Source organism: Methylobacterium mesophilicum (genome assembly GCF_036441335.1).
Taxonomy (GTDB): Bacteria; Pseudomonadota; Alphaproteobacteria; order Rhizobiales; family Beijerinckiaceae; genus Methylobacterium; species Methylobacterium mesophilicum_B.
The window spans coordinates 1-26,193 of record NZ_MLBW01000017.1; the positions used below are offsets into that span (position 1 = coordinate 1).

The window sequence follows — 26,193 nt, forward strand, 5'->3', positions numbered from 1 at the left end:
GTCGGGATCGGGCGCGACCGCCGCGGGCGCGGCCGCCTGGCCGCCGCCGCCCGAGGAGGACGGCGCCGAGTAGGAATCCGGCGGCGCGGTGCCGGGCTTGAACGCCTCCAGGATCGTCCCGGCGCCCTCCCCCGAGCCGGCGCGGGTGCCGCTCGCGAGGTTGATGCGGATCAGCTTGATCCCCGGGGGCACGCGGAACGGCGTCGGCGGCTTGTCCTTGAGGGCCGTCTTGAGGAACTCCAGGGCGATCGGCGCCGCCAGCCCGCCGCCGGTGGCGCGGTCGCCGAGCGAGCGGGGCTTGTCGAAGCCGATATAGATGCCGACCGCCAGGTCCGGCGAGAAGCCCACGAACCACGCGTCCTTGGCGTCGTTGGTGGTGCCGGTCTTGCCGGCGAGCGGCTTGCCGATCTGCTTCAGGATCGTGGCGGTGCCGCGCTGGACCACGCCCTCCATGATCGAGACCATCTGGTAGGCGGTCAGCGGGTCGAGCACCTGCTCGGAATCGTCCACCAGCTTCGGCTCGTCCTGGCCCGACCACTTCTCGGCGTCGCAGCCGATGCACTTGCGGTTGTCGTGCCGGTAGATCGTCTCGCCGATGCGGTCCTGGATCCGGTCGATCAGGGTCGGCCGGATGCGGCGGCCGCCGTTGGCCAGCATCGAGTAGGCGGTGACCATGCGCATCACCGTGGTCTCGCCCGCGCCGAGCGACATCGGCAGCACCGGCAGCATGTCGTCGTAGACGCCGAAGCGGCGGGCGTACTCGGCGATGAGCGGCATGCCGACATCCTTGGCGAGCCGGACCGTCATCAGGTTCTTCGAGTGCTCGATGCCGTAGCGCAGGGTGTGCGGGCCGCCCGACTTGCCGTCGTAGTTCGAGGGCGTCCAGGCCTCCTGGCCGGGGCCGGCCTCGATGGTGATCGGGGTGTCCTGGATGATCGAGGCGGGCGTGTAGCCGTTGTCCAGCGCCGCCGAGTAGACGATCGGCTTGAACGAGGAGCCGGGCTGGCGCATCGCCTGGGTGGCGCGGTTGAACTCGGACTCGTCGTACGAGAAGCCGCCGACCATCGCGTGCACGCGGCCGGTATTCGGGTCCATGGCCACGATGGCGCCGGACACCTCGGGCTTCTGGCGCAGGCGGAACTGGCCGCGGCCGCCGTCCATCGCCTCGACGTAGACCATGTCGCCGGGCTGGAGATTGGCGCGGCCGGCCCAGCGCATGCCCTCGGGGACGATCACGCCGGTCTCGCGGTCCTTGCCGACCTGGCCGGAGGCCTCGCGCCGGGGCTGCAGGCCGATCTGCACGCCGCCGCCGCCGTTGCCCAGCACCACGGCGAGCCGCCAGGGCGCCACGTCGCCGAGCGCCGGGACCTCGGCCGCCGCCATGCCCCAGTCGCGCCCGGTCAGGTCGACCTTGGTGACCGGACCGCGCCAGCCATGGGCCTGGTCGTAGCGCACGAGGCCGTCGACCAGCGCCTTGCGGGCCCAGGCCTGCATCTTCGGGTCGAGGGTCGTGCGCACCGAGAGGCCGCCCTCGTAGAGCTTCTTCTCGCCGTAGCGCTCGGAGATCTCGCGGCGGACCTCCTCGGTGAAGTAGTTGGCGTTGGCGGCGTTCGGGAAGGCGACGCGCGGGTTGACGCCGAGCGGCATCTTCTTGGCGGCATCCGCCTCCTCGCGGGTGATGTAGCCGTTCTCCGCCATCAGGCGGATGATCTCGTTGCGGCGGTCGAGGGCCGCCTGGGTCTTGCGGTAGGGGTGGTAGTTGTTCGGCCCCTTCGGCAGGGCGGCGAGGTAGGCCGCCTCGTTGATGGTCAGCTCGTGGACCGACTTGCCGAAATAGTCGAGCGCGGCCGCCGCGACGCCGTGCAGGTTGCGGCCGGGCACGATCGTGCCGAGGAAGATCTCGTTGAGGTAGAGCTCGAGGATCTTGTCCTTCGAGTAGGCCGCCTCGATCCGGAGCGCCAGCAGCGCCTCCTTGATCTTGCGGTCGTAGGTCTGCTCGGAGGAGAGCAGGAAGTTCTTGGCGACCTGCTGGGTGATGGTCGAGGCGCCCTGCCGCTTGCCCGACTTGGCGTTGGTCAGGAAGGCCCGCACGATCCCCTCGGGGTCGATGCCGCCGTGCTTGTAGAAGTTCTTGTCCTCGGCCGACAGGAAGGCCGCGACGACGATCTTCGGCATCGCCTGGATCGGCAGGTACAGCCGGCGCTCGCGGGCGTACTCGGCCAGCAGCGAGCCGTCCGCCGCGTGGACGCGGGTCATCACCGGCGGCTCGTAATTGGAGAGCGCGGCGTGGTCGGGCAGGTCCTGGCTGTACTTCCAGTAGAAGTAGCCACCCACCGCCGCGCCGACCATGAACAGCACCGCGGCGGCGCTGAACAGGATCCCAAAGAAACGGAGGATCAGACGCATCCGGTGTTCCGCTCGTCGCTGGCCCGGCCGAATGCCGGAATCGGCTCATCCGGCGCGTGCAATCCGCGCGCTGCGCGGCCGGCCCCCGGACGGTCCCGTGAGACCCCCTCGGAATGCCGGTTTCGGCGGCCGTGCGACGGGGCGTCGGACGTCCCGTATCGACACTCTATCTATGGTGAAACTGGGGCGGCGGCCGCCGCGCGGCGCGTCGGGGCCGGCCGGCCGAGCGTGGCGCGGTTGGTGAAGAACTGGTCGATCGCCTTGGCCATGGAGCCGGTGACGTCGGCCCGCCACTCCGGCGATTGCAGCATCTCCAGGTCGCGCTTGCTGGAGAGGTAGCCGAGTTCCACGAGCACGCTCGGCACGTCGGGGGAGCGCAGCACCACGAAGCGCGCCTCCCGGTGGGGCTTGGCGCTCATCTTCATCACGGGGGCGAGCTGGCCCATCAGCGTGCGGGCGAAGCCCGACGAGAAGCCCCGCGTCTCGCGCAGGGTCAGCTCCTGCAGGATGTCGGCGATGTCCGGCGGCGCCTCGGCGGCGTCGACGCCCGCGGCGGCATCGGCCCGGTTCTCGCGCTCGGCGAGCTTGGCGGATTCGGCGTCCGTGGCCTTCTCGGAATTGGTGTAGATCGTGGCGCCGCTCACCTGGGGCGCCGCCGAGATCGAGTCCGCGTGGATCGACACGAACAGGTCGGCCCTGGCGTCGCGGGCGAGGCGCACCCGCTCGGCCAGCGGCACGAACACGTCGCGGTCGCGGGTCATCCGGACCCGGTAGCGGCCGCCCGCCTCCAGCCTCGCCACGAGGGCCTGGGCGAAGCCGAACACGATGTCCTTCTCGAACACGCCGCCCACCGCGATGGCGCCGGGATCGGTGCCGCCGTGGCCGGCATCGACCATGATCAGCGGCCGCTGGTCGGCGGGCTCCGGCGGCGCGGCGCGGGCCTGGGCGGGGGCGGGATCGGCGGTGGCGGCGGCCTTGCGGAAGGCGTCGCGGTCGGCGCGCTGGAGCGGGATCGTGAGCAGCACCGCGCCGTCGCGCGGCCGCGTCGCGGTCTCGATCCGGCCGACCGTGGCGGGCGCGGTGAGGTCGATCACGATGCGCGACCGTCCGGGCGCGAACAGGCCGTAGCGGAAGCTCTGCACGAGGCCGTCGCGGCGGCTGCCGGTCCCCGAATCGAGCTGGAAGTTGACCTCGGGCAGGTCGATCACCGCCCGGTCGGGCCGCTCCATCACGAAGCCGCGGGCCTCCACGGACCGGGACAGCGTCAGGGTCAGGCGCGTCGTGCCGGCCTGGCTCGCGAGGTCGGCCCCGATGGCGACGGCCGGCTTCTCGCCGCCCGGCGCGGCCGCCGGGTTCTGCGCGGCAGCCGGCGCTCCCGCCAGCGCCGGCAGCAGCGCGACGGCGAGGCGGAGCCATGCGGAACGGATCAGGCGCGCGCGGTTCGGCATCGGTCCGGTGTCGTCTCCCGTGCCCTCCGTTAAGGCATGGGACCGGCTTGGTTAACGGGAGGTTGCCGCCGCGGGTTCGATCCGGACGGCCTTGTGGCCGGGATGCGACAAGTCCCAGGTCCCGGCGCCGGCGCCTCAGCGGTACGCGACCACCCGGCTCGTCTGCCCGACCACCGTGACCCAGCAGGTCAGGGACGCGTCGGCGGCCCGCTGGACCTCGCCGACCTGCAGGCGGATGACGTCGGCCGGCGAGCGGGCGCCCGAGAGCGCCCGCAGATGCGCGACGGCGGCCTCACTCTCGCCGCGCACGTAGCGGGCGATGATCGAGCCGATCTCGACGACGTCGAGGCGGTCGGGGGCGAAGACGATTCGGTTCGCGGCCGTGGCGAGGCCTGGACCGGCGATCGCCGCCGGCGCGAGGGCGATGTCGCTCGCCGCCCCGGTTCCGGCTTCGGAGTCGGTCTCGAACGTGGTCTCGGCGGCCTCTGCCACCACGTCGGACGGGACGTCGACCGCGCCGGCGGGCGTCGCTTCAGCGGAGGATTCGGCAGAGAATTCGGACGCCGCGTCGGGCGTCGTGTCGAACATCGCTGCTCCGAGAGCCTCGACGGACCGGTCCGTCGCCGTGGCGGGTCGATCCGCCGGGCTCGCGGCGTCCGCGGCCTGGATCTCGGGGGTGGCCGACGCGTCCTGCAACGGCTGGGGCGTCCCGGCGGGACGGCTCCTCGGTCGACGCGGCTTTCCCATCGCGCGATCTCCTCCTGTCGGCGTCGGCCCGTCCCGACGGGGCGGCGGCCGGAGGTCGTGCGCGGCCGGCTCGCCGGCGGTGTCGGCGCCGGGCCCGTGACGCCCGGGCGTCAGAGCGAGGGATCCGGCGAGCCCTCGGCGGCCCACCGGATCCCGGTCTTCGAGCCCCGATCGCGGATCGGGGCGGCCGGCCTCAGCGGGCGGCGGCGTTCTGCGCGAGGGCGCCGTAATCCTTGGCCTGGGCCTGGAGGGCGGCGAACTGGCTGCGGACGAACTCGGACTGGAGCTCGAACGCCTCGCGGAGGTCCTTCGTGCGCACCAGCTTCTGGGCGAAGTCGAAGGTCGCGTTGGCGTTGGCCTGCGCGTGATCGAACCCCTTCGCGACCGCGGCGCTGAGGGTCGCCTGGAAGGTCTGGCCCGAGGCCTGGACCTGCTCGGCGGCCTTCACGGCGTTCGCCATCATGGTGCCGACGGCGGTCCGAGCCTGATCGACGCTCTTGTCGGCGAAGTCGCGCATCTCGGTCGGGATCTCGAAGTTCGGGGTCTGCATCGATGTCTCCAGCGTCATCCTTGGAGCGGGACGCCGCACGCGTCCGCGTTGACGCCCCTCTATATGTTGCACCGCAACAAGAAGTCAAGTGCAGGTTCGGAGGGCAAACGCGCACCCGGAAGCCCGATAAAATGCCGGTTCAACGGTCTCGCGAAGTCATCGAATCGCGAGTGCGACCCGATAGCAGGTTGCGATCAAGCTGCGCCGTTGAAACGGACCGCCAAGATTGCTCATTTCGGCGGCGACCCGCTTTGCAAAAAACTATCTCGCTGTCCAGAGGCGCGCGAACGGATCGTGAATTCTTCTGGCATGCCAAATATCACCGCGCTCGTCAGGGTCGGTGCGACAGGGCGAGCGCTGGCCGATGCTGCGTCGCACCACCAGCCGCCGACTCGGCCAGCCGGGCGTAGAGCGCGCGGAGCGCCGCCGCGTGCGGCTCCAGGCCCATCGGCGCCGCCCGGGAGAGCCGGGCCGCCTCCGCCCCGAGGGCTCCCGCCAGGGCGTCGTCCCGGAGCGCCCCGAACGCCTCGGCGAGGGGGCCGATCGCCGGCGCGACCACGAAGCCGGTCCGGCCGTGCCGCACCTTCTCGGCGGCGCCGGAGCGGTCGGAGGCCACGACCGGGATGCCGGCCGCCAGGGCCTCGTAGACCGTGAGCGGCCCGGTCTCGTACCAGCGGGACGGCGCGGCCAGCGCCCGGGCACGGGCCCGGAGGGTGGTCCAGACCGCCTCGGGCCTCTGCCACCCGATCACCTCCACGCCGTCCCGGGCGCGCAGCTCCGCCTCCAGGGGGCCGGCGCCGATGAACAGGGCCGGGAGCCCCGCGGCGCGGGCGGCGTCGGCCACGAGGTCGGCGCCCTTCTCGCGGGTGAGGCGCCCCACATAGGCGATCGCGTCGCCGCGAGCGGGCTCGGCCGCCGGCCCGTCCGGGAGCCGGACGGGATTGTCGACCCGGTGATGCGTCAGGGCGTAGCCGCCGAGGAGGGCGCCCAGCCGCTCCCGGCTGGCGTCGCAGACATGGACGACGTGGAGCGGGCGGCGTCGGCCCGCCCGGCCGACGACCTGCCGCAGCGCCGTGGCGCGGGCGACGCCGGCGGCCGCGTGCCAGATCCCGGCGGCGGCCGCCCGCGCGGCGCCGAGCGACCAGATGTCCGGCAGGCCCAGGTCGATCCGGCGGATGCCGGCATGGTCGAGGAGCGGGTCGACGGGGCCCGGGATCGCCTGGATGTAGGTGACGGCGAGGCCCGCCTCGGCGAGCCCGCGGGCCGATTCCAGCGCGACCTTCTCGGCCCCGCCGCTGGCGGCCGCGAACTCGGCCAGGATCACGACGTGCATGGTGACCCTCCCGGGGATCGCGTCGGCCCCGATCGGTGCCGATCGGTCTCGCAGGCCGGGAGGATGGGGCAGACCGGTTTACGGGCGATCAACCGCGGCCGGATACAGATCCCGGACCCGGATCGCAGCGGCGGAAGTCCTGACGTGCACGTCGTCCTCGTCGCAGACCACGCCGCGATCAACGGCGGCCAGGCCAAGGTGGCCATCGAATCCGCCCTGGGGCTCGCCGCCCGGGGGATCCGCGTCAGCCTGTTCGCCGCGGTCGGCCCGGTCGATCCGCGGCTGGAGTTGGCCGGCATCCGGGTGGTCTGCCTGGACCACGACGACGTGACCACCGCGCGCAGCAAGCTCGCCTTCGCGGCCCAGGCGATCTGGAACGGGCCGGCCTGCCGCGCCCTGGCGGCGGAACTCGCCGCCTGCGATCCCCGCGACACGCTGGTCCACGTCCACGCCTTCGCCAAGGCGCTGTCGCCGTCGATCGGAACGGCGCTCCGGGCCTCCGGGCTGCCCTGCCTCTACACGATGCACGAGTTCTTCCTCGTCTGCCCGACCGGCGGCTTCTACGCCTACCCGGCGCAGCAGATCTGCCACCGCACCCCGATGTCGCCGGCCTGCATCGTGGCGAACTGCGACGCGCGCAGCTACCCGCGCAAGGTGGCCCGGATGGTGCGCCATGCCGGCCTCGCCCACGTGGCCCGGCTGCCGGAGCTGTTCGCCCACGTCATCACGATCAGCGACCTGCAGGAGAGCGTCGTGCGGCCGCTCCTGCCCCGCGGCACCGCCTTCCACCGGGTCGACAATCCCATCGCGGTGGCGCGGGCGCCGGTTCACGACGGCCCGCCGGGCGACTTCCTGTTCGTCGGGCGGATCTCCACCGAGAAGGGCGCGCCGATCTTCGCCGAGGCGGCCCGGCGGGCGGGGGTGCGGGCGGCCTTCGTGGGCGACGGCCCCGAGCGGGCCGAGCTCGCCGCGCGCTATCCCGAGGCGGTGATGCTCGGCTGGCGCGACGCCGCGGCCGTGCAGGCGCTGATGCGGCGGGCCCGGGCGCTGGTCTTCCCGAGCGTCTGGTACGAGGGCCAGCCGCTCACCGTCTACGAGGCCCTGGCCTGCGGCGCGCCGGTGATCGTCAGCGACGCCTGCGCGGGCCGCGAGGCGGTGGCCGACGGCGAGACCGGCTTCTGGTTCCGCTCGGGCGACCCGGACGATCTCGCCGCGCATCTGCGCCGCCTGACCGACGACGGTCTCGCCGCCCGGATGGGCCGGGCCGCCCACGAGCGCTACTGGGCCGCGCCCCTGACCCTGGACGCCCATCTCGACCGCCTCGAGGCCGTCTACGGGACGGTGCTGCGCGAGGCCGCGGCCCGCGCACCGGCCCGCGGCCCCCTCGGGCGACCGCTCGCCACCGCCTGACGACGATTCCGGTGCGCGCGTCCTCGCGAGCGCGGCGAAGCAATCCGGGGCAGCGGGACGCCTCGCCCCGTGGCGCCGTCCCGGGGTCGCTTCGCCGCGCTCGCGAGGACGGCGCACACCGATCAGGCCGGAAAGATCGGAAACACCCGCCCGCCCCCGCGTTGTTGCGCACCGGCACCCTTGCGTGCCTCCGTCACCGACGAGCGAGCGACATGGCCGAGACCCACAAGCCGAACGAGACCAAGCCGGGCTTCCAGCAGGGCAGCGCCAAGCCGGGCGACGCCAAGAATCCCGACAACAAGCAGGAGAAGCTGAACGAGCGCCTGGACGACGCCCTCGAGGAGACCTTCCCGTCGAGCGACCCGGTCTCGGTGAAGATCACCAAGTAGGCCCGCAGTAGGCCCGCAGTAGGCCCGCAGTAGGCCCGCGGAACCGGCGCGGGCCGGGCGGCGTCAGGCCGCCCGGTCGTCCGGGACCGCCGCCCGCCCGCGCTCGATCAGGCGGCGGGCCTCGGGGCCCGGGACCGCGCGGCTCAACAGGAAGCCCTGGACCTCGTCGTAGCCCTCCGCGCGGAGCATCGCGAGCTGCTCGGCGGTCTCGACGCCCTCGGCGGTGGTCGCGATGCCGAGGCTGGTGCCAAGGCTCGCCACCGCCCGCACGATCGCCGTGCAGTGGGTGTTCTCCCCGACCTGGCTCACGAAGGAGCGGTCGAGCTTGATCTTGTCGAACGGGAAGCTGCGCAGGTAGCTCAGGCTGGAATAGCCCGTCCCGAAATCGTCCATCGCGATCCGGATCCCCATGTCCCGCAGCGCGTGCAGCGTCGCGAGATTGGCCGTGCTGTCGGCGAGCAGGACCGATTCGGTGATCTCCAGCTCGAGGCGCCGCGGGTCGAGGCCCGTGGCGGCGAGCGCGCCGCGCACGGTCTCGACCAGGGTGCGGTTGCGGAACTGGATCGGCGACAGGTTCACGGCGAGCCGGATCGTCTCCGGCCACGTCGCCGCCTCGGCGAAGGCGGTCTGCATCACCCAGGCGCCGATCGGCACGATCAGGCCGGTCTCCTCGGCGAGCGGCACGAACTCGGCCGGCGAGACCGGGCCGTGCTCCGGGTGGTGCCAGCGCAGCAGCGCCTCGAAGGCGAGGATCCGGTCGGCGCGGGCGTCCACGAGCGGCTGGTAGACCAGCGAGAACTGGCCGCGGGCGAAGGCTTCGCGCAGCTCGTTCTCGCGCCGCCGCCGCGCCTGCACCCAGGCATCCATCTCCGGCTCGAAGCACCGGAAGGTCCCGCCGCCCTCGGCCTTCGCCCGGTACAGGGCGAGGTCGGCGTTCTTCATCAGCGTCTCGGGATCGGTGCCGTCCCGGGGCAGGCAGGCGACGCCGATGCTGGTGCCGATGTGGCAGTCCTGACCCTCCAGGCGGAAGGGCCGGCCGAGCTCGGCGATCACCCGGGCGATCGGCCCGTCGACCAGCGCCGGGAGATCCATCCCGCGCACCAGGATGGCGAACTCGTCGCCGCCGAGCCGGGCCACGAGGTCGTCCTTGCGCAGGCAGCCGGCGATCCGCTCGGCCGCCTCGCGCAGCAGCGCGTCGCCGACCGGGTGGCCCAGCGTGTCGTTGACGATCTTGAACTTGTCGAGGTCGAGGCAGAGCAGCACCGCCTCCTCGCCGTCCCGGGCGTGGCGGGCGATCGCCTCGGCGAGGCGGTCGCGGAACAGCACGCGGTTCGGCAGCCCGGTGAGCGCGTCGTGATGGGCCATGTGGGCGATGCGGGCCTCGGCCCGGCGCCGCTCGGTCATGTCGATGGCGGCCTCGAGCACGGCCTGCCGCCCCTCGAACGGCATCGCCCGCCGGAACAGGGAGACCTCGATCGCCGAGCCGTCGGCGCGGCGGTGGAGCGAGCCGGCGGCGGAGGGCGGGCCGAGCCCGGTCGCCTCCTCGGCCGCGATGGCGAGGTCGGCCGGCGCCCGGCTCAGGAACTGCTCGCGGCTGTAGCCGTAATGGGCGACGGCCGCGTCGTTCACCGCCAGGAAGCGGTCGCGCGCGTCGGCCACGACCCACATCGGCACGGGGTTGTTCTCGAACAGGAGCCGGAACGACGCCTCCCGGGCCTTGATGTCGCCGACATCCGTCATGGTGACCGAGAGGAGGTCGCCGACGCAGCCGGCCTCGACCTTGAGGTAGAGCGTGCCGCCGTCGGACCGGGGACGGCTCAGCTCGAAGGCCGAGCGCCCGCCCCGCTCGACCATGGCGGCGAGCGTCGCGATCGTCCGCGCGGTGACCGCCCCCGGGAAGAGCTGGCCCACGCGCTGCCATTGCAGGGCGGCGGCGGGTCGCTCCAGCAGGCGCTCGGCACCGCGGTTGAGGGCGACGATCTTGAAATCGACCGGCCGGCCCGCGGCGTCCCGGACCGTGCTGAGGGCCAGGATGCCCTGGTCGGTGGCGGTGAACAGCGCCTGGACCAGCTCGGTCCGGACGCTCGCCCCGTCGAACCCGACCAGCACGAACGGCTCGCCCCAGCGGTTGCCCAGGGGCACGCCGACGAGGCGGGTCGAGGTCACGACCCCGGCGGCGAGGCGGTCGCACCGGGCGTAGGCGGGCTGGCCGGACGCGCGGGCGGCCGCCACCATCTCGTCGACGGGCTCGCGCAACTCGATCGGGAGCGCGTCGACCGGCAGGGTCCCGGCCGACAGGCCGTCCGCGCCGTCCGCGAGCCAGGCACCGAAGGCCTGGCCCGCCCAGAGGATCCGGGCGGCCCGCCCGTCGCGGGTCGTCACCAGGGCGGCCCGGTCGGCGAGGCGGCCGAGTCTCCCGAGCACGACGGCCTCGTAGGACGGGATCGGCGCCCCCGGCGTCCGGCAATCCTGCCAGTGCCGGAGGAGGCTCTTGCCCGTCTGTCCGTCGTCTCGCTGCGCGCTCACCGAGCCGCCCCAGTTGTTCACCGGGCGCCAGGAAGCAGGGACTTCGTTTAAGCCGGGTTCATATGCCGACTTATAATCCCAAGATACGCACTATTCCCCAGATCTAGCTGGGCTTTCAGGCGGTTTCGAGCAGCCGGCGGGCGATCACCTGGGCCTGGATCTCCGCGGCGCCCTCGAAGATCGAGAGGATGCGGGCGTCGCACAGGATCCGGCTCACCGGGTACTCGAGCGCGAAGCCGTTGCCGCCGTGGATCTGGAGGGCGTTGTCGGCGGCCGCCCAGGCGACGCGGGCGCCGAGCAGCTTGGCCATCCCGGCCTCCAGGTCGCAGCGCTTGCCCTCGTCCTTCTCGCGGGCCGAGAAGTAGGTGAGCTGGCGGGCGATGTTGATCTCCACCGCCATCATGGCGAGCTTGTCGGCCACCCGGGGGAAGTTCACCAGCGCCTTGCCGAACTGGACCCGCTCCTCGGCGTAGCGCAGGCCGACGTCGAGGGCCGACTGGGCGACGCCGATGGCCCGCGCCGCGGTCTGGATGCGGGCCGACTCGAAGGTCTGCATCAGCTGGGCGAAGCCCTTGCCCTCGACCTCGCCGAGCAGGTTGCCGCCCGGCACCGCGAAGCCCTCGAAGGCGAGTTCGTACTCCTTCATGCCGCGGTAACCGAGCACCTCGATCTCGCCGCCCGACAGGCCCTCGACCGGGAAGGGCTCCCCGTCGGTGCCGCGGGGCTTCTCGGCGATCAGCATGGAGAGGCCCTTGTGGCCTTTCTCCTCGGGCTTGGTCCGGACGAGCACCGTCATGATGTCGGCCCGGACCGGGTGGGTGATCCAGGTCTTGTTGCCGGTGATCTTCCAGGTGTCGCCCTCCTTCACCGCGCGGGTGCGCAGGCTCGCGAGGTCCGAACCCGTGTTCGGCTCGGTGAAGACGGCGGTGGGCAGGATGTCGCCGCTGGCGATCTTCGGCAGGAAGCGCTGCTTCTGCTCCTCGGTGCCGCCGCACAGGATCAGCTCCGCGGCGATCTCCGAGCGGGTGCCCAGCGAGCCGACGCCGATATAGGCGCGGGACAGCTCCTCCGAGACCACGCACATGGCGGTCTTCGGCAGGCCCATGCCGCCGTACTCCTCGGGGATCGTCAGGCCGAAGACGCCGAGTTCGGCCATCTTCTGCACGATCTCCATCGGGATGTAGGCGTTCTTCAGGTGCCACTCGTGCGCCTGATCGACCACCTCGGCCTTGCCGAAGCGGCGCATCTCGGAGCGGATCGCCTCCATGTCCTCGTCGAGGCCCGAGGCGCCGACGGTCGCCGAGCCGCCGCCGTCGCGCATCTGCGCCACCAGGGCGGCGCGGTTCTCGGGCGTGTTGCCCTCGGCGATCAGGGTCTCGACCGCGTCCGTGCGGTACTGGGCCACCTCCTTGGCGGAGAGGCCGAGCGACCCGGTGAGGCGGACCATCTCGCCCTGGCTCATCGGGATGCCGGAGAACAGCTGGTCGAGATACTCCCCGGCGCCGATCCGGACGAGGAGCGCCTCGGTCTCACCGAACCGGCCCTCGGCCTGCAGGCGCTCGGCGTAGCCGCCGAGCTCGTTCACCGCCTCCGCGTAGGTCGCGAGCCACGCGAGCCCGTGGGCGGCGTGCTGCTGGCTCTCGAGCTTGGCCGCGTCGATCCGCCCGTCCGTCCCGAGGATCCGCGTGCGGACCCGGCGGGTGGCCTCCGCGACGAGGGCCTTGGCGCTCGCGCCGGCGGCCTTGGCGAGGGCGGCGATATCCTGCGGCTCGGTCTGGATGGCGGGGGATGCGGACATGGTTTTTGGCTCGCGTGGCGTCTTCTTGGATCGGCTCTTTTAACCCGTCGCGGTCCGGAGCCGAAGCAGATTTCGTTTGGCCCGCCTTGAACTCAAGTTGAATACCGACCCTGGCGGGCCGGCGCGCAGCCCTGCGAAGTCGAGGCTGGACCGGCGCGGCGACGCGCACATGTCCGGACATTGATGATCGCGCATTCCGCCCGCCGAAAGCTGGGCGCGGGACCGGATCCGCTCAGCGCCTCTGCTCGCAGCGCGTCTTCACGTAGGCCCCGTCCTCGCCCTTGAAGCCGGAATTGGCCGCCAGGACCGGTCCCTGGACGAGGCATTCCTGGAGCGTGTGGGCCGGGCCGGTGACGACGTCGATGGCGGTCTCGCGCGAGCAGTCCGGCGCCTGGACAGAGGCGGCGCAGATGAGGGCGACGACGATGATCTGGTTCATGGGGCCTCCCGTGCGGGCCCGGCTCTCGAGACGGCGGGCGGCGTCTACCGAAAGTGGGACCGCCGCACCTGGTTCCATCCGCCCGGCCGCCCCGATGTCGCGCCGATCCCGCGCCGATCCCGCCGGGCCGTCACACCAGAGCGGCGAGATCGGCGCCGGACTCGATCGCGTCGGGGCCGGGCACGCGCCCCTCGCCCAGCAGGTGGAGGAACGCCGTGAAGGCCGGGTTGCGGCCGATGCTGCAGGCGGCCACCGCGCGGCCGTCGCGGACGTAGTAGGCGATGAAGTCGAGCGCCGCCGGGTCGCCCTGCAGGATGATCCGCTCGAAATCCGGCGCGTAGCCGCCGTAATCGAGGCGCTTGTCGCCCTGGTTGCTCCAGAAGAACGGCGCGCCCGCGAAGGCGCCTTCGGCGCCGAGCATCGCCCGGGCGACGTGCGTCCCGTGCTGCTGCGCCAGCCGCCAGTGCTCGATCCGCGCCGTGACGCCGCTGCCGCGCTCCGGGAAGGCCGCGATGTCGCCCGCGACCCAGACGTTGTCGGCGAGCCTCAGGTCGGCGCCGACCGGGAGGCCGCCGGTCTCGTCGGGCTCCGCCCCGGCGACGATCCCGGTCTCCGGCGCGGCGCCGGCGCCGATCAGCACGAGATCGGCCGGGAGCCGCGCCCCGGCCTCGGTCTCGACCGCCTCGACGGAGCCGGTGCCGGCGATCCGCGCGACGCTGCCCGTGACGAAGGTCACGCCGTTGCCGGCGTGGTAGCGCTTCAGCGCCGCGCCCACGGCCTCGCCGAACCGCTTGGCGAAGGGGACCTCCTCCCGGGACAGGACCGTCACCGACAGGCCGCGCTTGGTCAGGAAGGCCGCCGCCTCCAGGCCGATGAAGCCCGCGCCGATCACCACCACCCGCCGGGCGTGCTCCGCCGCGGCGCTGAGCCGCACCGCGTCGTCGAGGCTGCGCAGGGTCATCACGCCGTCGAGGTCCCGGCCCTCGAAGTCGGGCACCACGGCGCGGCTGCCGGTGGCGATCAGCAGCGCGTCGGCGGTGAGCGTGCGCCCGTCCGCCAGCGCGACGCTGCGGCGGGCCGGGTCGATCCGCGTCGCCTCGGCCTCGACGCGCTCGACCCGGTGGGCGGCGGCGAAGTCCGGCTCCAGCAGGGTCTTCTCCGCCGGAGTCGGCTTCGCCAGGAACTGCTTGGACAGCTTGGTGCGGTCGTAGGGCGGGTGGCCCTCGCGGCCGACCATCGTGATCGCCCCCGCGAAGCCCGCGCGCCGGAGCGCGGTGACGCAGGCCGCGGCCGCCGCGCCGGTGCCGACGATCAGGACCGTCCCGACCGGGGTCTCGGCCTTTCGCGCCGGGGCCGGCTCGGGGGTCAGCGTCGCCACCGCCTCGCCGCCCTCGATCCGGACGGGATAGCGGGTGAGCGATTCCAGCGCCGGCGGCTCCTCCAGGCCGCCGTCGGCGACCGCGAAGGCCGCCTTGTGCCAGGGACAGTAGAGCCGGCCGCCGCAGATCTCGCCCTTGGCCAGCGGTGCCCCGAGATGCGGGCACTTCGCCTGGAAGGCGCGCACCCCGTCGGCGTCGCGCACGAACAGCACGGCGTCGTCGCCGGCCTTGCCCTCGGCCTTGCCGCCGAGCGGGATCGCGTCGAGGGCGAGGCGGATCTCGCGGGGCTTGTCCTGGTTCATCCTCGCCTCGCGCGCTGCCGGCCCGGGCCGATCCGGCCCGCGCGCACCAAACCGCGACGGCGCGAAGGGTTTCCGCGCCTTCCGTCGCAGGGGCGTCGGACCCGGCGCGGGCCTCAGCGGCAAGCTCAGCCGCGGCTCGCCACCGCCACGCCGAGGGCGGCGAGGGCCATGCCGGCGCCCTGCACGGCTGTGAGCACCTCGCCGAACAGCAGGTAGCCGAGGACCGCCGCGACCGGCGGCACGAGGAAGAACAGGGCGGCGACGCCCGCCACCGCCCCCCGCCGGATCAGCACGAGCAGCAGCAGGATCCCCGCGACCGAGTTGACCAGGACCGCCCAGCCGAGGCCGAGCCACAGGGCCGGCGCCGGGTCGAACGCGGCGCCGCCGAAGGCGAGCGCCAGCGGGATGGCACAGGCCATGCCGCCGACGAACTGGAGGGTCGCGCCGGCCAGGAGATCGACCCGGCCGCCGGTGCGCTTCTGCCAGAGCGTCCCGAGGGTCAGCGCCAGCACCGCCAGGAGGCTGACGGCCAGCGCCGCAGGCGGGATCCCGGACGGGTCCGTGGCGCCGAGCTTCGGGGCGAGCACGAGGCCGGTGCCGACGAATCCCATGAGGATCCCGAGCGCCCGCCGGCCGCTGACCCGCTCGCCCAGCAGCGGCTGCGCCAGGAGCGCGGTGAGCAGCGGCTGGAGGCTGCCGACGAGCGCCGCGATGCCGGCCGGCAGCCCGTGGCTCACCGCCCAGAAGACGCCCGACAGGTAGACCCCCTGCATCAGGAAACCCGCGATGACCGGGTCGCGCCACCCCGCCCGGTCCCCCGGCCAGCGCACCCGGGAGGCCGCGGCGATCAGGGCCAGGACCAGGGCGACGGCCGTGAAGCGGACGGCCGTGAAGGCGAGCGGATCGACGTGCGGCACCACCGCCCGCGCGGAGATGAAGCCCGTGGCCCAGATCGGGATGAACAGCGCCGGGAGGGCGCCGGACGCGAGCGTCGACGGGCGTGAGAGCAGCGGCATGGCCGCCGGACGGAGCATGCCGGCGCGGCCGGCGCAACGGTGATCTCGCCCGCCCGGCGCGACAGGCACCGGCGTGGCGCGGACGCGTCACCGGCGGCCGATCGGGACCAGAGCGCGCCGGCGGCGTTGACGCGCGGGTGCGGGCGCCGTTCATCGGCGGGCCTCCCTCCGGGAGGAGCGCCCCGAGGATCGCGCGATCGAGGATCGTTGGACACCCGTGAAACCTCTCCGCAGCGGATTACAGGTCATGGGCGTCGCCGCGCAGCGCTTCGTCTCCCACGACGGCTGGGCGATCGCGAGCCACATCGCGCTCTCGAGCCTGACCTCGCTGTTCCCGTTCCTGATCCTGCTGGCGGCGCTCGCCGGCCTGTTCGGCACGCAGTCGCTGGCCGACGAGGCCGGGGTGCTGATCTTCGATGCGTGGCCGCGGGAGATCGCCAAGCCGATCGTCGGCGAGGTCCACCGGGTGCTCACCGAGCAGCGCAGCGGCGTGCTGACGCTCGGCGCGCTGTTCGCCCTGTACTTCTCCTCCTCGGGCGTCGAGAGCCTGCGGGTCGGGCTGAACCGGGCCTACGGCCTGCGCGAGAGCCGGCCCTGGTGGCTGACCCGCCTCGAATCGATCGGCTACGTGATCTGCGGCGCCTTCGCGATGCTGGCCTTCGCGCTGCTCGTGGTGCTGGGGCCGCTGATCTGGCGCAACGTCGTCCTGGTGGCGCCCGGTCTGGAGCCCCTGAGCCTGACGGTGGCGATCGGGCGGATCGCCGTCACGGCCCTGCTGCTCGCCGTCGTGCTGGTCATCGCCCACAAGTTCGTCGCGGCCGGGCGGCGCTCGATCCTGTCGGTGCTGCCGGGGATCGGCGTGACGCTGCTCCTGTGGTTCTTCGCCGGCCTCGGCTTCGGCTACTACCTCGACCGGTTCTCCAACGCCTACGCGTCGACCTACGGGGGGCTGGCCACCGCGATGGTGTTCCTGGTCTTCCTCTACTGGCTCGCCGCCATGTTCCTGTTCGGCGGCGAGATCAACGGCACGGTGATCGCAGCCCGCCGCACCCGCCTGCAGGCGAAGATGCTGGCGCGCCGGGCCGAGATGGAGGGCCGCAGGACCGCCGCGAACAGCTGACGACCGCTGGGCCGACCTGCCCGGGCACGGGTTTCAACGCCGTCATCCCGGCGCGCCGAAGGCGAGCCCGCAAACCAGGATCCCTGCCGGCGCACCATCTCGGCAGTCGGCGCCTCCGGATCCCGGGCCCGCTGCGCGGTCCCGGGACGAGGAAGTGGGCTCCTGTCCGGCGGGGGATAGCCGGGGCGGAGGCGCTCAGGCCGCCAGCGCCAGCCCCTCCTCCTCCTCGTCGGCCTGGGCAGCCATGAACTGCGCCCGGGCGAGCTCGGCGAAGCGGCCGCCCTCGGCCACCAGCTGGTCGAAGGTCCCGGCCTCGACGATCCGGCCCTCGTGGAACACCAGGATCCGGTCGGCGTCGCGGATCGTCGCGAGGCGGTGGGCGATCACGAAGGTGGTGCGGCCCTCCATCACGGTCTCCAGGGCGCCCTGGAGCTTGCGCTCGGTGGCGGCGTCCAGCGCCGAGGTCGCCTCGTCGAGGATCAGGATCGGCGGGTCCTTCAGGAGCGCCCGGGCGATCGAGAGCCGCTGGCGCTCGCCGCCCGAGAGCGACCGGCCGCGCTCGCCGATCACCGTGTCGAGCCCGTCGGCCTGGCGCGCCATGAAGGCGCTGGCCTGGGCGCGCTCCAGCGCGTCGAGCATCTCGGCGTCGGTGGCGTCGGGGCAGCCGACCTGCAGGTTCTCGCGGATCGAGCGGGCGAACAGCATCGGCTCCTGGAACACCACGCCGATGTTGTGGCGCAGCGAGGCGAGGCCGACGTCGCGGATGTCCATCCCGTCGATCCGGATCGCGCCGGAGGCCGGGTCGAAGCTGCGGTGCAGGAGGCCGAGCGTCGTCGACTTGCCCGAGCCGGTGGTGCCGACCAGCGCGATCGTCTCGCCGGGCTTGGCGGTGAACGAGACACCGTCGAGCGCCTGGCGCCGGCCGTCGTACGAGAAGGCGACGTCGTCGAAGGTCACCGAGCCCTCGAAGCGCGCCACCTGCCGGGCGTGCGGCCGGTCGGCCACCGCCGGGACGGTGTCGTAGATCTCGAAGAACTCGGCGATCTTCGGCGCCTGCTGGAACAGGCCGTTGACGAAGCCGACCACGTGGTCGAGCCGGGCCACGAAGGCGGTGGCGAGGCTCATGAAGGCCACGACCTCGCCCACCGTGGTGGTGCCGGCCTGGTAGAGCCAGATGCCGGTGACGAAGATCGCCGTCATGGTGATGGTCGCTGAGGCGCGGGTCGCCACGTTGGCCAGCGCCCACCAGGACAGGACCGGGATCTGCGCGGCGAGCAGGTTGGTGATGATGCCGCGCATCGCCTCCTTCTCGGCCTTGGCGCGGGTGAAGGACTGGATCACCGCGACGTTGCCCAGCGCGTCCGAGGCGTGGGCGGCGAGGCCGGAATTGAATTCCTCGACCTGACCCTGGAGCGTCTCGGTCCGGCGCATCACGAAGGTGGTGAGCGCCGTGAAGGCGAGCACCAGCACCACGAGGATCGAGCCGAGCTGCCAGTTGATGAACAGGGTCATCGGCAGGAGCACGCCGAGCGAGACCAGCGCCACGAGGTGGTCGCGGAAGAAGCCGAGCCACAGCCACGCCATGCCGTTCGTGCCCTCCAGCATCGCCTTCAGGACCCGGCCGGAATGGTTGGCCGAGTGGAAGGCGAGCGGCAGGTCGAGGACGTGCTCGAAGTAGCTCGCCATCGACGACAGGCGGTTGCGGTGGGCGAGCCGGTCGGCGTGGAGCGCGATGAACACGCCGGCCGCGATGGTGAAGAAGCCGAACGCCACCCAGGCGGCGAGCAGGGGCAGCATCGTGCCCATGGCGTCGCCGCCGCGCTTGAGATGGGTCAGCTGGTCGATGATCCGGCCCATCAGCAGGGGCTCGGCGAAGGCCGCGATCGCCAGGACCACGTTGGTGGCGGCCAGACCTATGGCCAGCCGCCGCTCCGCCTTCAGGAATCCCAGGACCCGCCCGTACAGACGAACCATCGTACCGCTCCGCCACCCTTGGCGCGGCCCGTGTGACCCGGGTCTCACGCCTTCACCGAGGAGGTCCGCGCGGCCGGCATGGGCGCCGGATCCGAGTCAAACCCCTCGTACGAAACGGGTATGCCAGCGCCTGCCTGAACGGGCGATGACGGGCCGATACAGGTTCGAAACAGTCGCCTTCACGGTTGCCTCAGCAAAGTTTACCAAAGCTTAGCGCGGACCCGCCGCGTCCCGGACGCGCGGGCGGTGCCCGACACGCCCGGCGTCGGCGCGGCCTTCGCGCCGTTCAGGACCGATGGCGTCCGGACGTCCGGACGACCGATTCGCCTCCGCCGCCGGCAAGGCAGCCCCCCGCCATGCCGTCCGGCGGGGCTCCGCTACTTCGCGGTGAGCAGCGCCCAGTAGACCTTGTACTTGGAGCCCGGCGCGTAGGCGGTGGCGATCCCCATCCGGGTCGCCCCGGGCGCCAGCATGGTGGCGTCGTGGGGCGGGCTCTCGCGCCAGCCCGAGAAGGCCTCGGCCAGGGTGTGGTAGCCCGCCGAGAGGTTGGCGTTGACGTTCGCGTAGCCGAGCCGCTCGACGGCGGCCTTGACGGTCTGGGCCCGGCTCGGCCGGTCGGCGAGCGCCATGGCGGCCGCCTCGGCCTCGGCGAGGCGCTGCAGTTCGGGATCGACCGTCAGCGGCGGCGCGCCGCGGTTGCGGCGGTAGGACGAGATCATGTCGCGGGCCGCCTCGACGTCGATATGCGCGCTGTTGCTGGCGAGCGGCAGGTAGATGCTCGGCAGCGCGGTGCCGCTCGGCGGCTGGGCGGCGCAGCCGCCGAGCAGCGCCGCACGTCTGCCCCACCGCGATCCCCACGGGAGCTGCGGATCGGCGCCTCCGTGGGGATCGCGGTGGGGCAGACGGCGGGGCTGTCCGCCGGGCGCGGCGGCCGCGCCCGGCTGTTCGGCCGGGCGGACGCGGCCCTCTACGCCGCCAAGGACGCGGGCGGGAACACCGTCCGCATCGCCCTCGGCGGCCGGTCAGGCGCCGGCGCTGCGGAGGCCGCGATCGCGCTGGGGCCGGGCTGATTCGCCGCCCTCGGGAACCGCGGCCGGCTGGATGAAGCGGCTGGCGATCTCGCCCATGGCGCTCTGCATCGTGTCGAGGCCCTGCACGGTGACGATGCTGGAGCCGGGCCCGAGCGGCGGGATGAAGCCCGCCTCCGACAGGCTCGCGAACACCGAGAAGTTCAGGTCGGTCACCACCTTCTGGCCGAGGCTCACGTCCACGATCCAGACGAGCAGCTCGAATTCCAGGAACGGGTCGCCGATCTTCTTGAACACCACCCGGGGCGGGGGCTCCTTCAGGACGTCGGAATGGCCCTGCGCGCAGGCCGTGATCATCTCGGCGGCGCGCACCGGGTCCTGGTTGCGCAGGACGCTGACCGTGATGCTGACGCGCCCGGTCCGGTCGCCCCGCACCCGGTTCTTCACCACCCCGGAGATCAGGTTCGAGTTCGGCACGATCACGGCCGAGCGGTCGAAGGTCTGGATCTCGGTGGAGCGGACCGAGATCCGCTTCACGATGCCCTCGGAATCGCCGATCACCACCTGGTCGCCGACCCGGATCGGGCGCTCCCACAGGAGCAGCAGGCCGGAGACGAAGTTGTTGACGATCGACTGGAGGCCGAAACCGATACCGACCGACAGGGCGCCGGCCACGATGGTCAGCTTCTCCAGGCTCAGGCCGAGATACGAGAAGGCGAGCGCCAGCGCGATCAGGAACCCGCAATAGCCCGCCACCGTGGTGATCGAGTTGCGCAGGCCGGCGTCGAGGTCGGTGGCCGGCAGGTAGGTGTTCTCCAGCCAGCGCTGGACCCCGCGGGTGATGAACACGCCGACCACCAGGATGCCGATCCCGAAGGCGATGCTGGAGAGCGAGATCGTGACGTCGCCGACCTTGAAGCCGAAGAAGGCCTGCCGGACCGACGAGACGATGTCGGTGGAGTCGAGACCCCAGGGCGCCAGCACGAGGACCGCGGCCGCCAGGAACAGGACGAGCCGGGTCGCGCCCGTCGTCAGGACCGAGATCTGGTTGAGCGAGCGCTTGCGCAGGCCGGTATTGGCCTGGAGCGTGGTGGCGAGCCGCGTCTCGTCGCTGAGCGCGCGGCCGACGAAGATGTCGACGCTCTGGACCAGCAGGTAGAGCAGCACGAGGACGGCCGCGTCCCAGATCAGCTGGTCGATCAGGAAGGCCGCGAAGGCCACGTAGCCCACCAGCGCGCCGAGCCCGATCAGCGCCACCGCGGCCCAGCCGAGGAGCCGCGCCGGCCCGCCGATGCCCGTCGTGGTCTTGGTCGGCACGTAGGGGCCGAAGCAGGCCTCCTCCTCCTGCTCGGTGTCGGCGAACCGGTGGAGGCCGACCGCCAGGATCAGCGCGGTGGCGACCGCCCCGATACCCCGCGTGGCGATCGAGATCGGCAGGGCCGCGGAGATCCCGGAATTGAGCGCCTCGACGGACTTCACCACGGTGATCACCGTGGCGATGCCGACGGCGAGCCGGGTCAGGCGGATGGCCGCCGCGTCGCTCACCGGGGCGGGGCGCCACGCCGGCTTCTCGGGGCTGAGCAGCCCGTCGCAGAGGGCCTCCACGAAGGCGATGAAGGCCAGCCCCCCGAGGATCGCGGCGGCCACCGGCAGGAGCCGGGACGGCAGCAGGTTGGTGGAATCGAGGGCGTAGTAGACCGCGTAGGACCCGGCCACGGCCGGCACCGTGCCGAGCAGGATCACCCGCCAGGCGGCGAGCATCACGGCGCGCCGCGAGGGATCGGCCCTGGCGGCGTCCCGGCGGGCACCCTTGGGGGCGATGTTGCGCCGGCCGAAATACAGCGCCACCGAGATCCCGAAGGCGAGGCCCAGGAACAGCAGGTTGGCGAGGCTGCCGTTGCGGGAGAACAGCAGCCCGATATCCGACACGGCGCTCTGCAGGGCGCGCGTGTCCCGGGGCACGTCGCCCATCACCTTGGTCCAGAGACCGGGACCGACCAGCGGCTGGGAGCGCTGGAGCAGGTCGCGGGTGAACGATTCGCGGCGGCGGTTCGAGACGCGGTCGACGATCTGGTCGCCCTGCACCACCAGGGAGCGGGCCAGCCGCTGGGTCTCGTCGATGCGGGTGACGGCGGCCTCGCGCTCGGCGCGCTCGGCGGCGACGTCGGCGCTCTCCTGGGTGTCCTTCGGCTTCGGCCCGAGCTGGGCCAGGCGCTCGCGGGCGGCCTCCAGCGGCGCGTCGAGCCGGGTGACCAGGGTGCGGATCTCGTCGGTGACCGTGACCGCGCTGTCGCGGATGGCGGTGAGGTCGGCGACCGTCAGCTCCGTGTGGCCGAGCTGCTTCTCGCGGGCGTCGAGCTCGGCCTTGGCGGCGTCGAGCTTGGCCCGGACCTTCTTGAACTGCTCGGGGACCTCGGCCTTGGCGACCGGCGGGGGCGCGGGCTTCGTATCGGGCGCCTTCGTATCGGGCGCCTTGCCGTCCGCGGGCTTGGCCTCGGGGGCCGCCTTCTCGGGCGCGGTCTTCTCGGGCGCGGTCTTGGCGTCCGCGGGCCTGTGATCGGAAGACTTGGCGGCGGGCGCCGGATCCTGGGCGAAGGCCGGCAGGGTCAGGGCCGCCGGGGTTGCGAACACCAGCGCGGCGAGCAGGGCGAGTGCGCGGGACGGGCGCGGGGCGCCCTCCGGCTTCCGGGTCCGCGCGGGGATACGATGCATGAGCAACCTCTCGTCGGGCGCGCGGCGGCCGGCCGGAGTCCGGCATCGGCGAATCGGCGGCGATCGGGGACCGGGCAGGCCTCCTGGCGGCCGGGCGCTCTGGGCGAGCAATAGGGCGAAAGCGTGCCCCTGCCCACCCCGGGCCGGATCCCGCCGCCTCCAGCCCGCTGTGGGTGCGTCCCCGGGGCTCATCCGGAAAAGCTTCACAAGGGTGTCACGCTGGGATTAGATGAACACCTGATGGACAGGGCCTTTTCGTTGCTACGCGAAAGGGCGCGGCCGGTGGCGATACCGGCCCGGCCCGGCCGCGTTCCGGATGCTACCGCATCGACCGGCGCCCCCGCGCGCCGGCCCGCCGCCCTGTTGTTCCCTCCGTCTCTCCCGTCAAGCCGTCGCCCCGCGCGCCGGCCCGTCCTGCATCGGCCCCGGGCCGGTTCGGACGGGCCGGCGGGGCGGCGGCATGGTCCCGCGCGTCTCACGCGCCAGAACTAGTCCGAAGAGTCGCGCCGATGATGGATCTCCAAACCCTCGTCCTCAACGCGGATTATCGGCCGCTCTCGTACAATCCGCTCTCCCTCTGGTCGTGGAAGGACGCCTTCACGGCCCTGTTCCTCGACCGGGTCACCCTGGTGGCGAGCTACGACGTCGAGGCGCGCTCGCCCTCGCGCGCCCTGCGGGTGCCGAGCGTGGTGGCGCTGAAGAACTACGTGGCGCTGGCCCGCAGCCCGGCCTTCACCCGCTACAACATCTACCTGCGCGACGGTTTCAGCTGCCAGTATTGCGGCCTCCGGCTGCCCTCGGGCGGCCTGACCTTCGACCACGTGGTGCCGCGCTCCCGGGGCGGGCTGTCGAGCTGGGAGAACGTCGTGGCGGCCTGCTCGCCCTGCAACCTGCGCAAGGCCAACCGCACGCCGGACGAGGCGGACATGCCGCTGATGACCGAGCCCCGGCGGCCGACGCGCTACGAGCTGCACCACCGGCAGCCCGAGTTCGACCACCGCCAGTACCATCACACCTGGCTCGACTACCTCTACTGGGACAGCGAGCTGGAGAGCTGAGGGCGGCGCGGAGGCGTCACCAGGCCGGCGCGCGCCGGGGCGGCTCGTTGTACATCGGGACGTTGAGGTTGCGCGGCCGGTAATCCCGCACCAGCACGGGCGGGGGGACGGCGGGCACCGGTCGCACCCGCACGATCCGGCGCGTCGGGTGATGCGCCCCGCGGCGCTCCGCGAAGGCCGGTCCGTGGACGAGCACGAGACCGGCGAGCAGCGCGGCGCGCGACGTCAGGGGCCACAGCCTCGAGAGGCGGTCAGTCATGGTCAGGCTCCGGCCGGCGCGGGAGGAAGGGTCAGAACTTGACGGCCGCGCCACCCCGGACGGTGTTCAACTGGGCGTTGTGACCGTTGAAATCCTGGAACCGCACGTACTGGTACTCGCCGCGCACCAGGATGTTGGGCGTGATGGCGTATTCCAGGCCGAAGCCGAGGGCGACGCCGCCGATGGTCTTGGTCCGGGCATTCGCCGTCAGCGTCGTGGGCGCGTACGGGATGGTCTGGGCGCCCTGTCCGGCCGGCGTCGAGTTGTTGAGCGGGAAGTTCGGATTGAAGCTCGCGTAGTCGTGCCTGTAGACCGCCGCGGGCTGCCCGGTGGTCAGGGCCTGGTTCGCCGCGTAGGTGGTGGCGCTGTAGCCGTAATTCTGGACCGCAACGGTGTCGTTGATGGTCACGCGACCGATTGCGGCACCGGCGGTGACGTACGGGAGCAGGTTGCCGAACGCGTAGCCGGCGCGGCCCCGGATGGTGCCGTAATCCTCGATCCGCGTGTTCGACGTCCCGGACAGGTTCACCGACTCGGAGTTGCCGGCGGCGGTCGTCATGATCCGGTTGATGCCGTTGGTCGACCAGCTGTTCTGGTCCGTGTGCGTGTAGTCGGCCTCGATGCCGAGGACGATCCCGTCGAACTGCACATTGAATCCGGCGAAGGCACCGAAGCTGGCCCCGCGCGTCCGCGTGCCGGGAAGCGACAGGAATTTCGAGACGCTGAACTCGTTCTCGATGTCGCGATTGCTGAAGTAATTCGCCAGCGTGGACTGCATCGCGTTGCGCTGCGACAGGCCGCCGGAGGTGAAGCCGCCGTGGCCGCCGACATATACGCCGCTCCAGTCGACCACCGGGGCCGGGACCGGGTCGTAATCGGCGCCGCGCAGGTAATCGTAGTCCAGATCGGCGGCGCGCGCGGTGTTCACGCCGCAGAGACCGAGAACCGCCAGCAGCGGAAAGGTGACGGTACGCATCGGGATCGTCCTGGACGGAAAGAGACGGACGGCGGATCGAGCCTCGACACGGTGATACGCCGGTAACCTTAATTCTCCGTTGCTCGACCTGGACAGACCAGTCCCGATCCGGGGATGTCAGTCCAGGCGCGTCCCGAGGGATACTGGATCGGGCAAGAACCGCCCGAGAACCGGTCCGGTCGCGGCGGGGCGCCGGAACGCGAAACGGCGCGGAGAGCCTCCGCGCCGTCGTCGTCCGTCCGGGGGATCGCGGTCGAGGCGCGATCAGTACTTGCGCACCAGGGGGCCGGGGACCGGCTCCGGCATCAGCGGCGGCAGCGGGGCCGCCACGAAGCCACCGAGGTAGTAGCGCAGGCCGATCTTCACGTCGTGCGCCTCGATATCCTTCACCTTGATCGCCTGCAGGCTGCCGGTGCAGCAGGGCTCGAAGCCCGCGCCGGTCTGCGCCTTGCCGAGGTTCAGGTAGCGGTAGGCCAGCTCGATCTTCAGCGCGTCGGTCACGTTGTAGGCCAGACCGGCGTGGAGCGCCCAGGCGAAGCTGCCGCTGGTCTTGTCCTTGTAGAACTTGCTGCCGCTGTTGGTGTTGTAGACCGCGTTGCCGTTCGCGTCGTAGACCGGCGCGTAGTTGTAGGAGGGTTGTCCGCAGCCGCAGCCGTAGATCGGGTTCGCGTAATCGTAGCCGTAGGTCGGGCTGGTGAACTGCTGGTTGGTCGAGTAGCTCGAGACGTGGTTGAACGCGTAGCCGACGCCGCCGCCGATGAACGGCGTGATCCCGTACCACGTGCCGAGGTCGAAATACGCGTTGGCCAGAACCACCGCGGAGTCGAAGTTGCCGCTCGACTTGTTCACGCCGTACGAGCCGAGTCCGTTGTCGAAATCCGGACCCTTGTAGTACTCGCTGCCGCGCAGGCCGGTAGAGTAGCGGTACTCACCGGTGATGTCGCCGCGCAGGAACGGAGTGAACTGGTAGCCGACGCCGACGCCCGCGAAACCGCCGCCGCCGACCGCGTTGCCGAAGGCGCGGTTGGACTCGGCGTAGCCGGTGTAGTCGTAGGCGTCGCTGTAGCGCGGACGGGTGTAGATGCTCGCGCCCACGTCGCCGCGCAGGTACCAGCCGCCGCCGACCTCGATCGGCGGGGGCGGCGGAGGCGGGGGCGGCGGGAGCATCAGATCCGCGGCCGCGGCGAGGCAGGGCGCGCCGACGCTCGCCGCGAGCGTCAGGCTACGCACCAAAGCGTTCAGCTTGGAGCGGGCCATGGGGATTCCTTCACTGGACTCGTGAGCCGGACGCGCGGCGCGCGGTCCCGGGGTACGAGGGCAGGA

Annotated in this window: 21 protein-coding genes; 5 read left to right on the forward strand and 16 right to left on the reverse strand. The window is 72.3% G+C overall.

From position 1 onward, the window contains the following. The 5 genes from MMR14E_RS12705 to MMR14E_RS12725 all read right to left on the reverse strand — a co-directional run. On the reverse strand, positions 1–2,406 hold a 2,406-nt coding region (locus MMR14E_RS12705), incomplete at its 3' end, for a penicillin-binding protein 1A (protein ID WP_331314747.1). Between the two features lie 170 nt (positions 2,407–2,576). Beyond that, positions 2,577–3,854, reverse strand: coding sequence for an N-acetylmuramoyl-L-alanine amidase (locus MMR14E_RS12710; RefSeq protein ID WP_331314750.1), 1,278 nt, complete (start codon positions 3,852–3,854; stop codon positions 2,577–2,579). Between the two features lie 135 nt (positions 3,855–3,989). Then, on the reverse strand, positions 3,990–4,442 hold the full coding sequence (locus MMR14E_RS12715) for a hypothetical protein (RefSeq protein ID WP_331314752.1): 453 nt from the start codon (positions 4,440–4,442) through the stop codon (positions 3,990–3,992). A 352-nt stretch (positions 4,443–4,794) separates the two neighbouring features. Further along, a complete protein-coding gene (locus MMR14E_RS12720) occupies positions 4,795–5,151 on the reverse strand; it encodes a phasin (RefSeq protein WP_331314754.1) in 357 nt (118 codons plus the stop codon). Positions 5,152–5,482: 331 nt separating this feature from the next. Continuing rightward, the gene (locus MMR14E_RS12725; protein WP_331314755.1) at positions 5,483–6,484 is read right to left on the reverse strand and encodes a glycosyltransferase; all 1,002 of its coding nucleotides are present in this window, start codon (positions 6,482–6,484) and stop codon (positions 5,483–5,485) included. 144 nt (positions 6,485–6,628) lie between these two features. Here MMR14E_RS12725 and MMR14E_RS12730 point away from each other — a divergent pair, with 144 nt between their 5' ends. Together MMR14E_RS12730 and MMR14E_RS12735 are read left to right on the forward strand one after the other, a co-directional pair. Next, positions 6,629–7,894, forward strand: coding sequence for a glycosyltransferase family 4 protein (locus MMR14E_RS12730; RefSeq protein ID WP_331314756.1), 1,266 nt, complete (start codon positions 6,629–6,631; stop codon positions 7,892–7,894). A 212-nt stretch (positions 7,895–8,106) separates the two neighbouring features. After that, positions 8,107–8,283 (forward strand): hypothetical protein, encoded by a 177-nt coding sequence (locus tag MMR14E_RS12735; protein WP_012321273.1) that lies wholly within the window; start codon positions 8,107–8,109, stop codon positions 8,281–8,283. A 63-nt stretch (positions 8,284–8,346) separates the two neighbouring features. On the opposite strand, the gene MMR14E_RS12740 is transcribed toward MMR14E_RS12735, so the two are convergent. The 5 genes from MMR14E_RS12740 to MMR14E_RS12760 all read right to left on the reverse strand — a co-directional run bounded on the left by MMR14E_RS12740 (position 8,347) and on the right by MMR14E_RS12760 (position 15,761). Further along, positions 8,347–10,830, reverse strand: coding sequence for a putative bifunctional diguanylate cyclase/phosphodiesterase (locus MMR14E_RS12740; protein ID WP_331314758.1), 2,484 nt, complete (start codon positions 10,828–10,830; stop codon positions 8,347–8,349). Between the two features lie 94 nt (positions 10,831–10,924). Then, positions 10,925–12,607 carry an acyl-CoA dehydrogenase family protein gene (locus MMR14E_RS12745; protein WP_331314760.1) on the reverse strand — a complete coding sequence of 561 codons (1,683 nt, stop codon included), beginning with the start codon at positions 12,605–12,607 and terminating at the stop codon, positions 10,925–10,927. 232 nt (positions 12,608–12,839) lie between these two features. Next, complete coding sequence (locus MMR14E_RS12750; protein WP_331314762.1) at positions 12,840–13,046, reverse strand: hypothetical protein; 207 nt, start codon at positions 13,044–13,046, stop codon at positions 12,840–12,842. A 130-nt stretch (positions 13,047–13,176) separates the two neighbouring features. Then, on the reverse strand, positions 13,177–14,727 hold the full coding sequence (locus tag MMR14E_RS12755; protein WP_331314764.1) for an FAD-dependent oxidoreductase: 1,551 nt from the start codon (positions 14,725–14,727) through the stop codon (positions 13,177–13,179). 125 nt (positions 14,728–14,852) lie between these two features. Then, entirely contained in the window at positions 14,853–15,761 is a 909-nt protein-coding gene (locus MMR14E_RS12760) for a DMT family transporter (protein ID WP_331314766.1), read from the reverse strand. A gap of 229 nt (positions 15,762–15,990) precedes the next feature. Between MMR14E_RS12760 and MMR14E_RS12765 the strand changes: the two genes are divergently transcribed. Next, positions 15,991–16,863 carry a YihY/virulence factor BrkB family protein gene (locus MMR14E_RS12765; RefSeq protein WP_331314767.1) on the forward strand — a complete coding sequence of 291 codons (873 nt, stop codon included), beginning with the start codon at positions 15,991–15,993 and terminating at the stop codon, positions 16,861–16,863. A gap of 195 nt (positions 16,864–17,058) precedes the next feature. Here MMR14E_RS12765 and MMR14E_RS12770 read toward each other — a convergent pair whose 3' ends face one another. Both MMR14E_RS12770 and MMR14E_RS12775 read right to left on the reverse strand, forming a co-directional pair. Continuing rightward, positions 17,059–18,837 carry a glucan ABC transporter ATP-binding protein/ permease gene (locus MMR14E_RS12770; RefSeq protein WP_331314768.1) on the reverse strand — a complete coding sequence of 593 codons (1,779 nt, stop codon included), beginning with the start codon at positions 18,835–18,837 and terminating at the stop codon, positions 17,059–17,061. A 377-nt stretch (positions 18,838–19,214) separates the two neighbouring features. Further along, positions 19,215–19,664 (reverse strand): CAP domain-containing protein, encoded by a 450-nt coding sequence (locus tag MMR14E_RS12775; protein ID WP_331314925.1) that lies wholly within the window; start codon positions 19,662–19,664, stop codon positions 19,215–19,217. Positions 19,665–19,718: 54 nt separating this feature from the next. Here MMR14E_RS12775 and MMR14E_RS12780 point away from each other — a divergent pair, with 54 nt between their 5' ends. Beyond that, positions 19,719–19,907: a hypothetical protein gene (locus tag MMR14E_RS12780; RefSeq protein ID WP_331314769.1), complete on the forward strand. Its 189-nt coding sequence runs from the start codon at positions 19,719–19,721 to the stop codon at positions 19,905–19,907. Here MMR14E_RS12780 and MMR14E_RS12785 read toward each other — a convergent pair. Continuing rightward, on the reverse strand, positions 19,860–22,577 hold the full coding sequence (locus MMR14E_RS12785) for a DUF3772 domain-containing protein (RefSeq protein ID WP_331314771.1): 2,718 nt from the start codon (positions 22,575–22,577) through the stop codon (positions 19,860–19,862). The genes MMR14E_RS12780 and MMR14E_RS12785 overlap by 48 nt on opposite strands. Positions 22,578–23,086: 509 nt before the next feature. Between MMR14E_RS12785 and MMR14E_RS12790 the strand changes: the two genes are divergently transcribed. Continuing rightward, positions 23,087–23,635 (forward strand): HNH endonuclease, encoded by a 549-nt coding sequence (locus MMR14E_RS12790; RefSeq protein ID WP_020094004.1) that lies wholly within the window; start codon positions 23,087–23,089, stop codon positions 23,633–23,635. Positions 23,636–23,651: 16 nt separating this feature from the next. Here the strand turns inward: MMR14E_RS12790 and MMR14E_RS12795 are convergent, their stop codons facing one another. From MMR14E_RS12795 to MMR14E_RS12805, 3 genes are all read right to left on the reverse strand, one after another. Next, a complete protein-coding gene (locus MMR14E_RS12795; protein ID WP_331314773.1) occupies positions 23,652–23,894 on the reverse strand; it encodes a hypothetical protein in 243 nt (80 codons plus the stop codon). Positions 23,895–23,925: 31 nt separating this feature from the next. Beyond that, on the reverse strand, positions 23,926–24,870 hold the full coding sequence (locus MMR14E_RS12800; protein WP_331314775.1) for an outer membrane protein: 945 nt from the start codon (positions 24,868–24,870) through the stop codon (positions 23,926–23,928). A gap of 264 nt (positions 24,871–25,134) precedes the next feature. Further along, on the reverse strand, positions 25,135–26,127 hold the full coding sequence (locus MMR14E_RS12805; RefSeq protein ID WP_331314777.1) for a porin family protein: 993 nt from the start codon (positions 26,125–26,127) through the stop codon (positions 25,135–25,137). Between the last annotated feature and the right edge of the window lie 66 nt (positions 26,128–26,193).

Excerpts from the sequence above, each read along its gene's own strand:
- MMR14E_RS12760 (WP_331314766.1), bottom strand. The coding sequence starts at position 15,761 with ATGCTCCGTCCGGCGGCCATGCCGCTGCTCTCACGCCCGTCGACGCTC.
- MMR14E_RS12790 (WP_020094004.1), top strand. The coding sequence starts at position 23,087 with ATGATGGATCTCCAAACCCTCGTCCTCAACGCGGATTATCGGCCGCTC.
- MMR14E_RS12715 (WP_331314752.1), bottom strand. The coding sequence starts at position 4,442 with ATGTTCGACACGACGCCCGACGCGGCGTCCGAATTCTCTGCCGAATCC.
- MMR14E_RS12755 (WP_331314764.1), bottom strand. The coding sequence starts at position 14,727 with ATGAACCAGGACAAGCCCCGCGAGATCCGCCTCGCCCTCGACGCGATC.
- MMR14E_RS12785 (WP_331314771.1), bottom strand. The coding sequence starts at position 22,577 with ATGCATCGTATCCCCGCGCGGACCCGGAAGCCGGAGGGCGCCCCGCGC.
- MMR14E_RS12710 (WP_331314750.1), bottom strand. The coding sequence starts at position 3,854 with ATGCCGAACCGCGCGCGCCTGATCCGTTCCGCATGGCTCCGCCTCGCC.
- MMR14E_RS12800 (WP_331314775.1), bottom strand. The coding sequence starts at position 24,870 with ATGCGTACCGTCACCTTTCCGCTGCTGGCGGTTCTCGGTCTCTGCGGC.
- MMR14E_RS12805 (WP_331314777.1), bottom strand. The coding sequence starts at position 26,127 with ATGGCCCGCTCCAAGCTGAACGCTTTGGTGCGTAGCCTGACGCTCGCG.
- MMR14E_RS12770 (WP_331314768.1), bottom strand. The coding sequence starts at position 18,837 with ATGGTTCGTCTGTACGGGCGGGTCCTGGGATTCCTGAAGGCGGAGCGG.
- MMR14E_RS12765 (WP_331314767.1), top strand. The coding sequence starts at position 15,991 with ATGGGCGTCGCCGCGCAGCGCTTCGTCTCCCACGACGGCTGGGCGATC.
- MMR14E_RS12735 (WP_012321273.1), top strand. The coding sequence starts at position 8,107 with ATGGCCGAGACCCACAAGCCGAACGAGACCAAGCCGGGCTTCCAGCAG.
- MMR14E_RS12720 (WP_331314754.1), bottom strand. The coding sequence starts at position 5,151 with ATGCAGACCCCGAACTTCGAGATCCCGACCGAGATGCGCGACTTCGCC.
- MMR14E_RS12745 (WP_331314760.1), bottom strand. The coding sequence starts at position 12,607 with ATGTCCGCATCCCCCGCCATCCAGACCGAGCCGCAGGATATCGCCGCC.
- MMR14E_RS12795 (WP_331314773.1), bottom strand. The coding sequence starts at position 23,894 with ATGACTGACCGCCTCTCGAGGCTGTGGCCCCTGACGTCGCGCGCCGCG.
- MMR14E_RS12750 (WP_331314762.1), bottom strand. The coding sequence starts at position 13,046 with ATGAACCAGATCATCGTCGTCGCCCTCATCTGCGCCGCCTCTGTCCAG.
- MMR14E_RS12725 (WP_331314755.1), bottom strand. The coding sequence starts at position 6,484 with ATGCACGTCGTGATCCTGGCCGAGTTCGCGGCCGCCAGCGGCGGGGCC.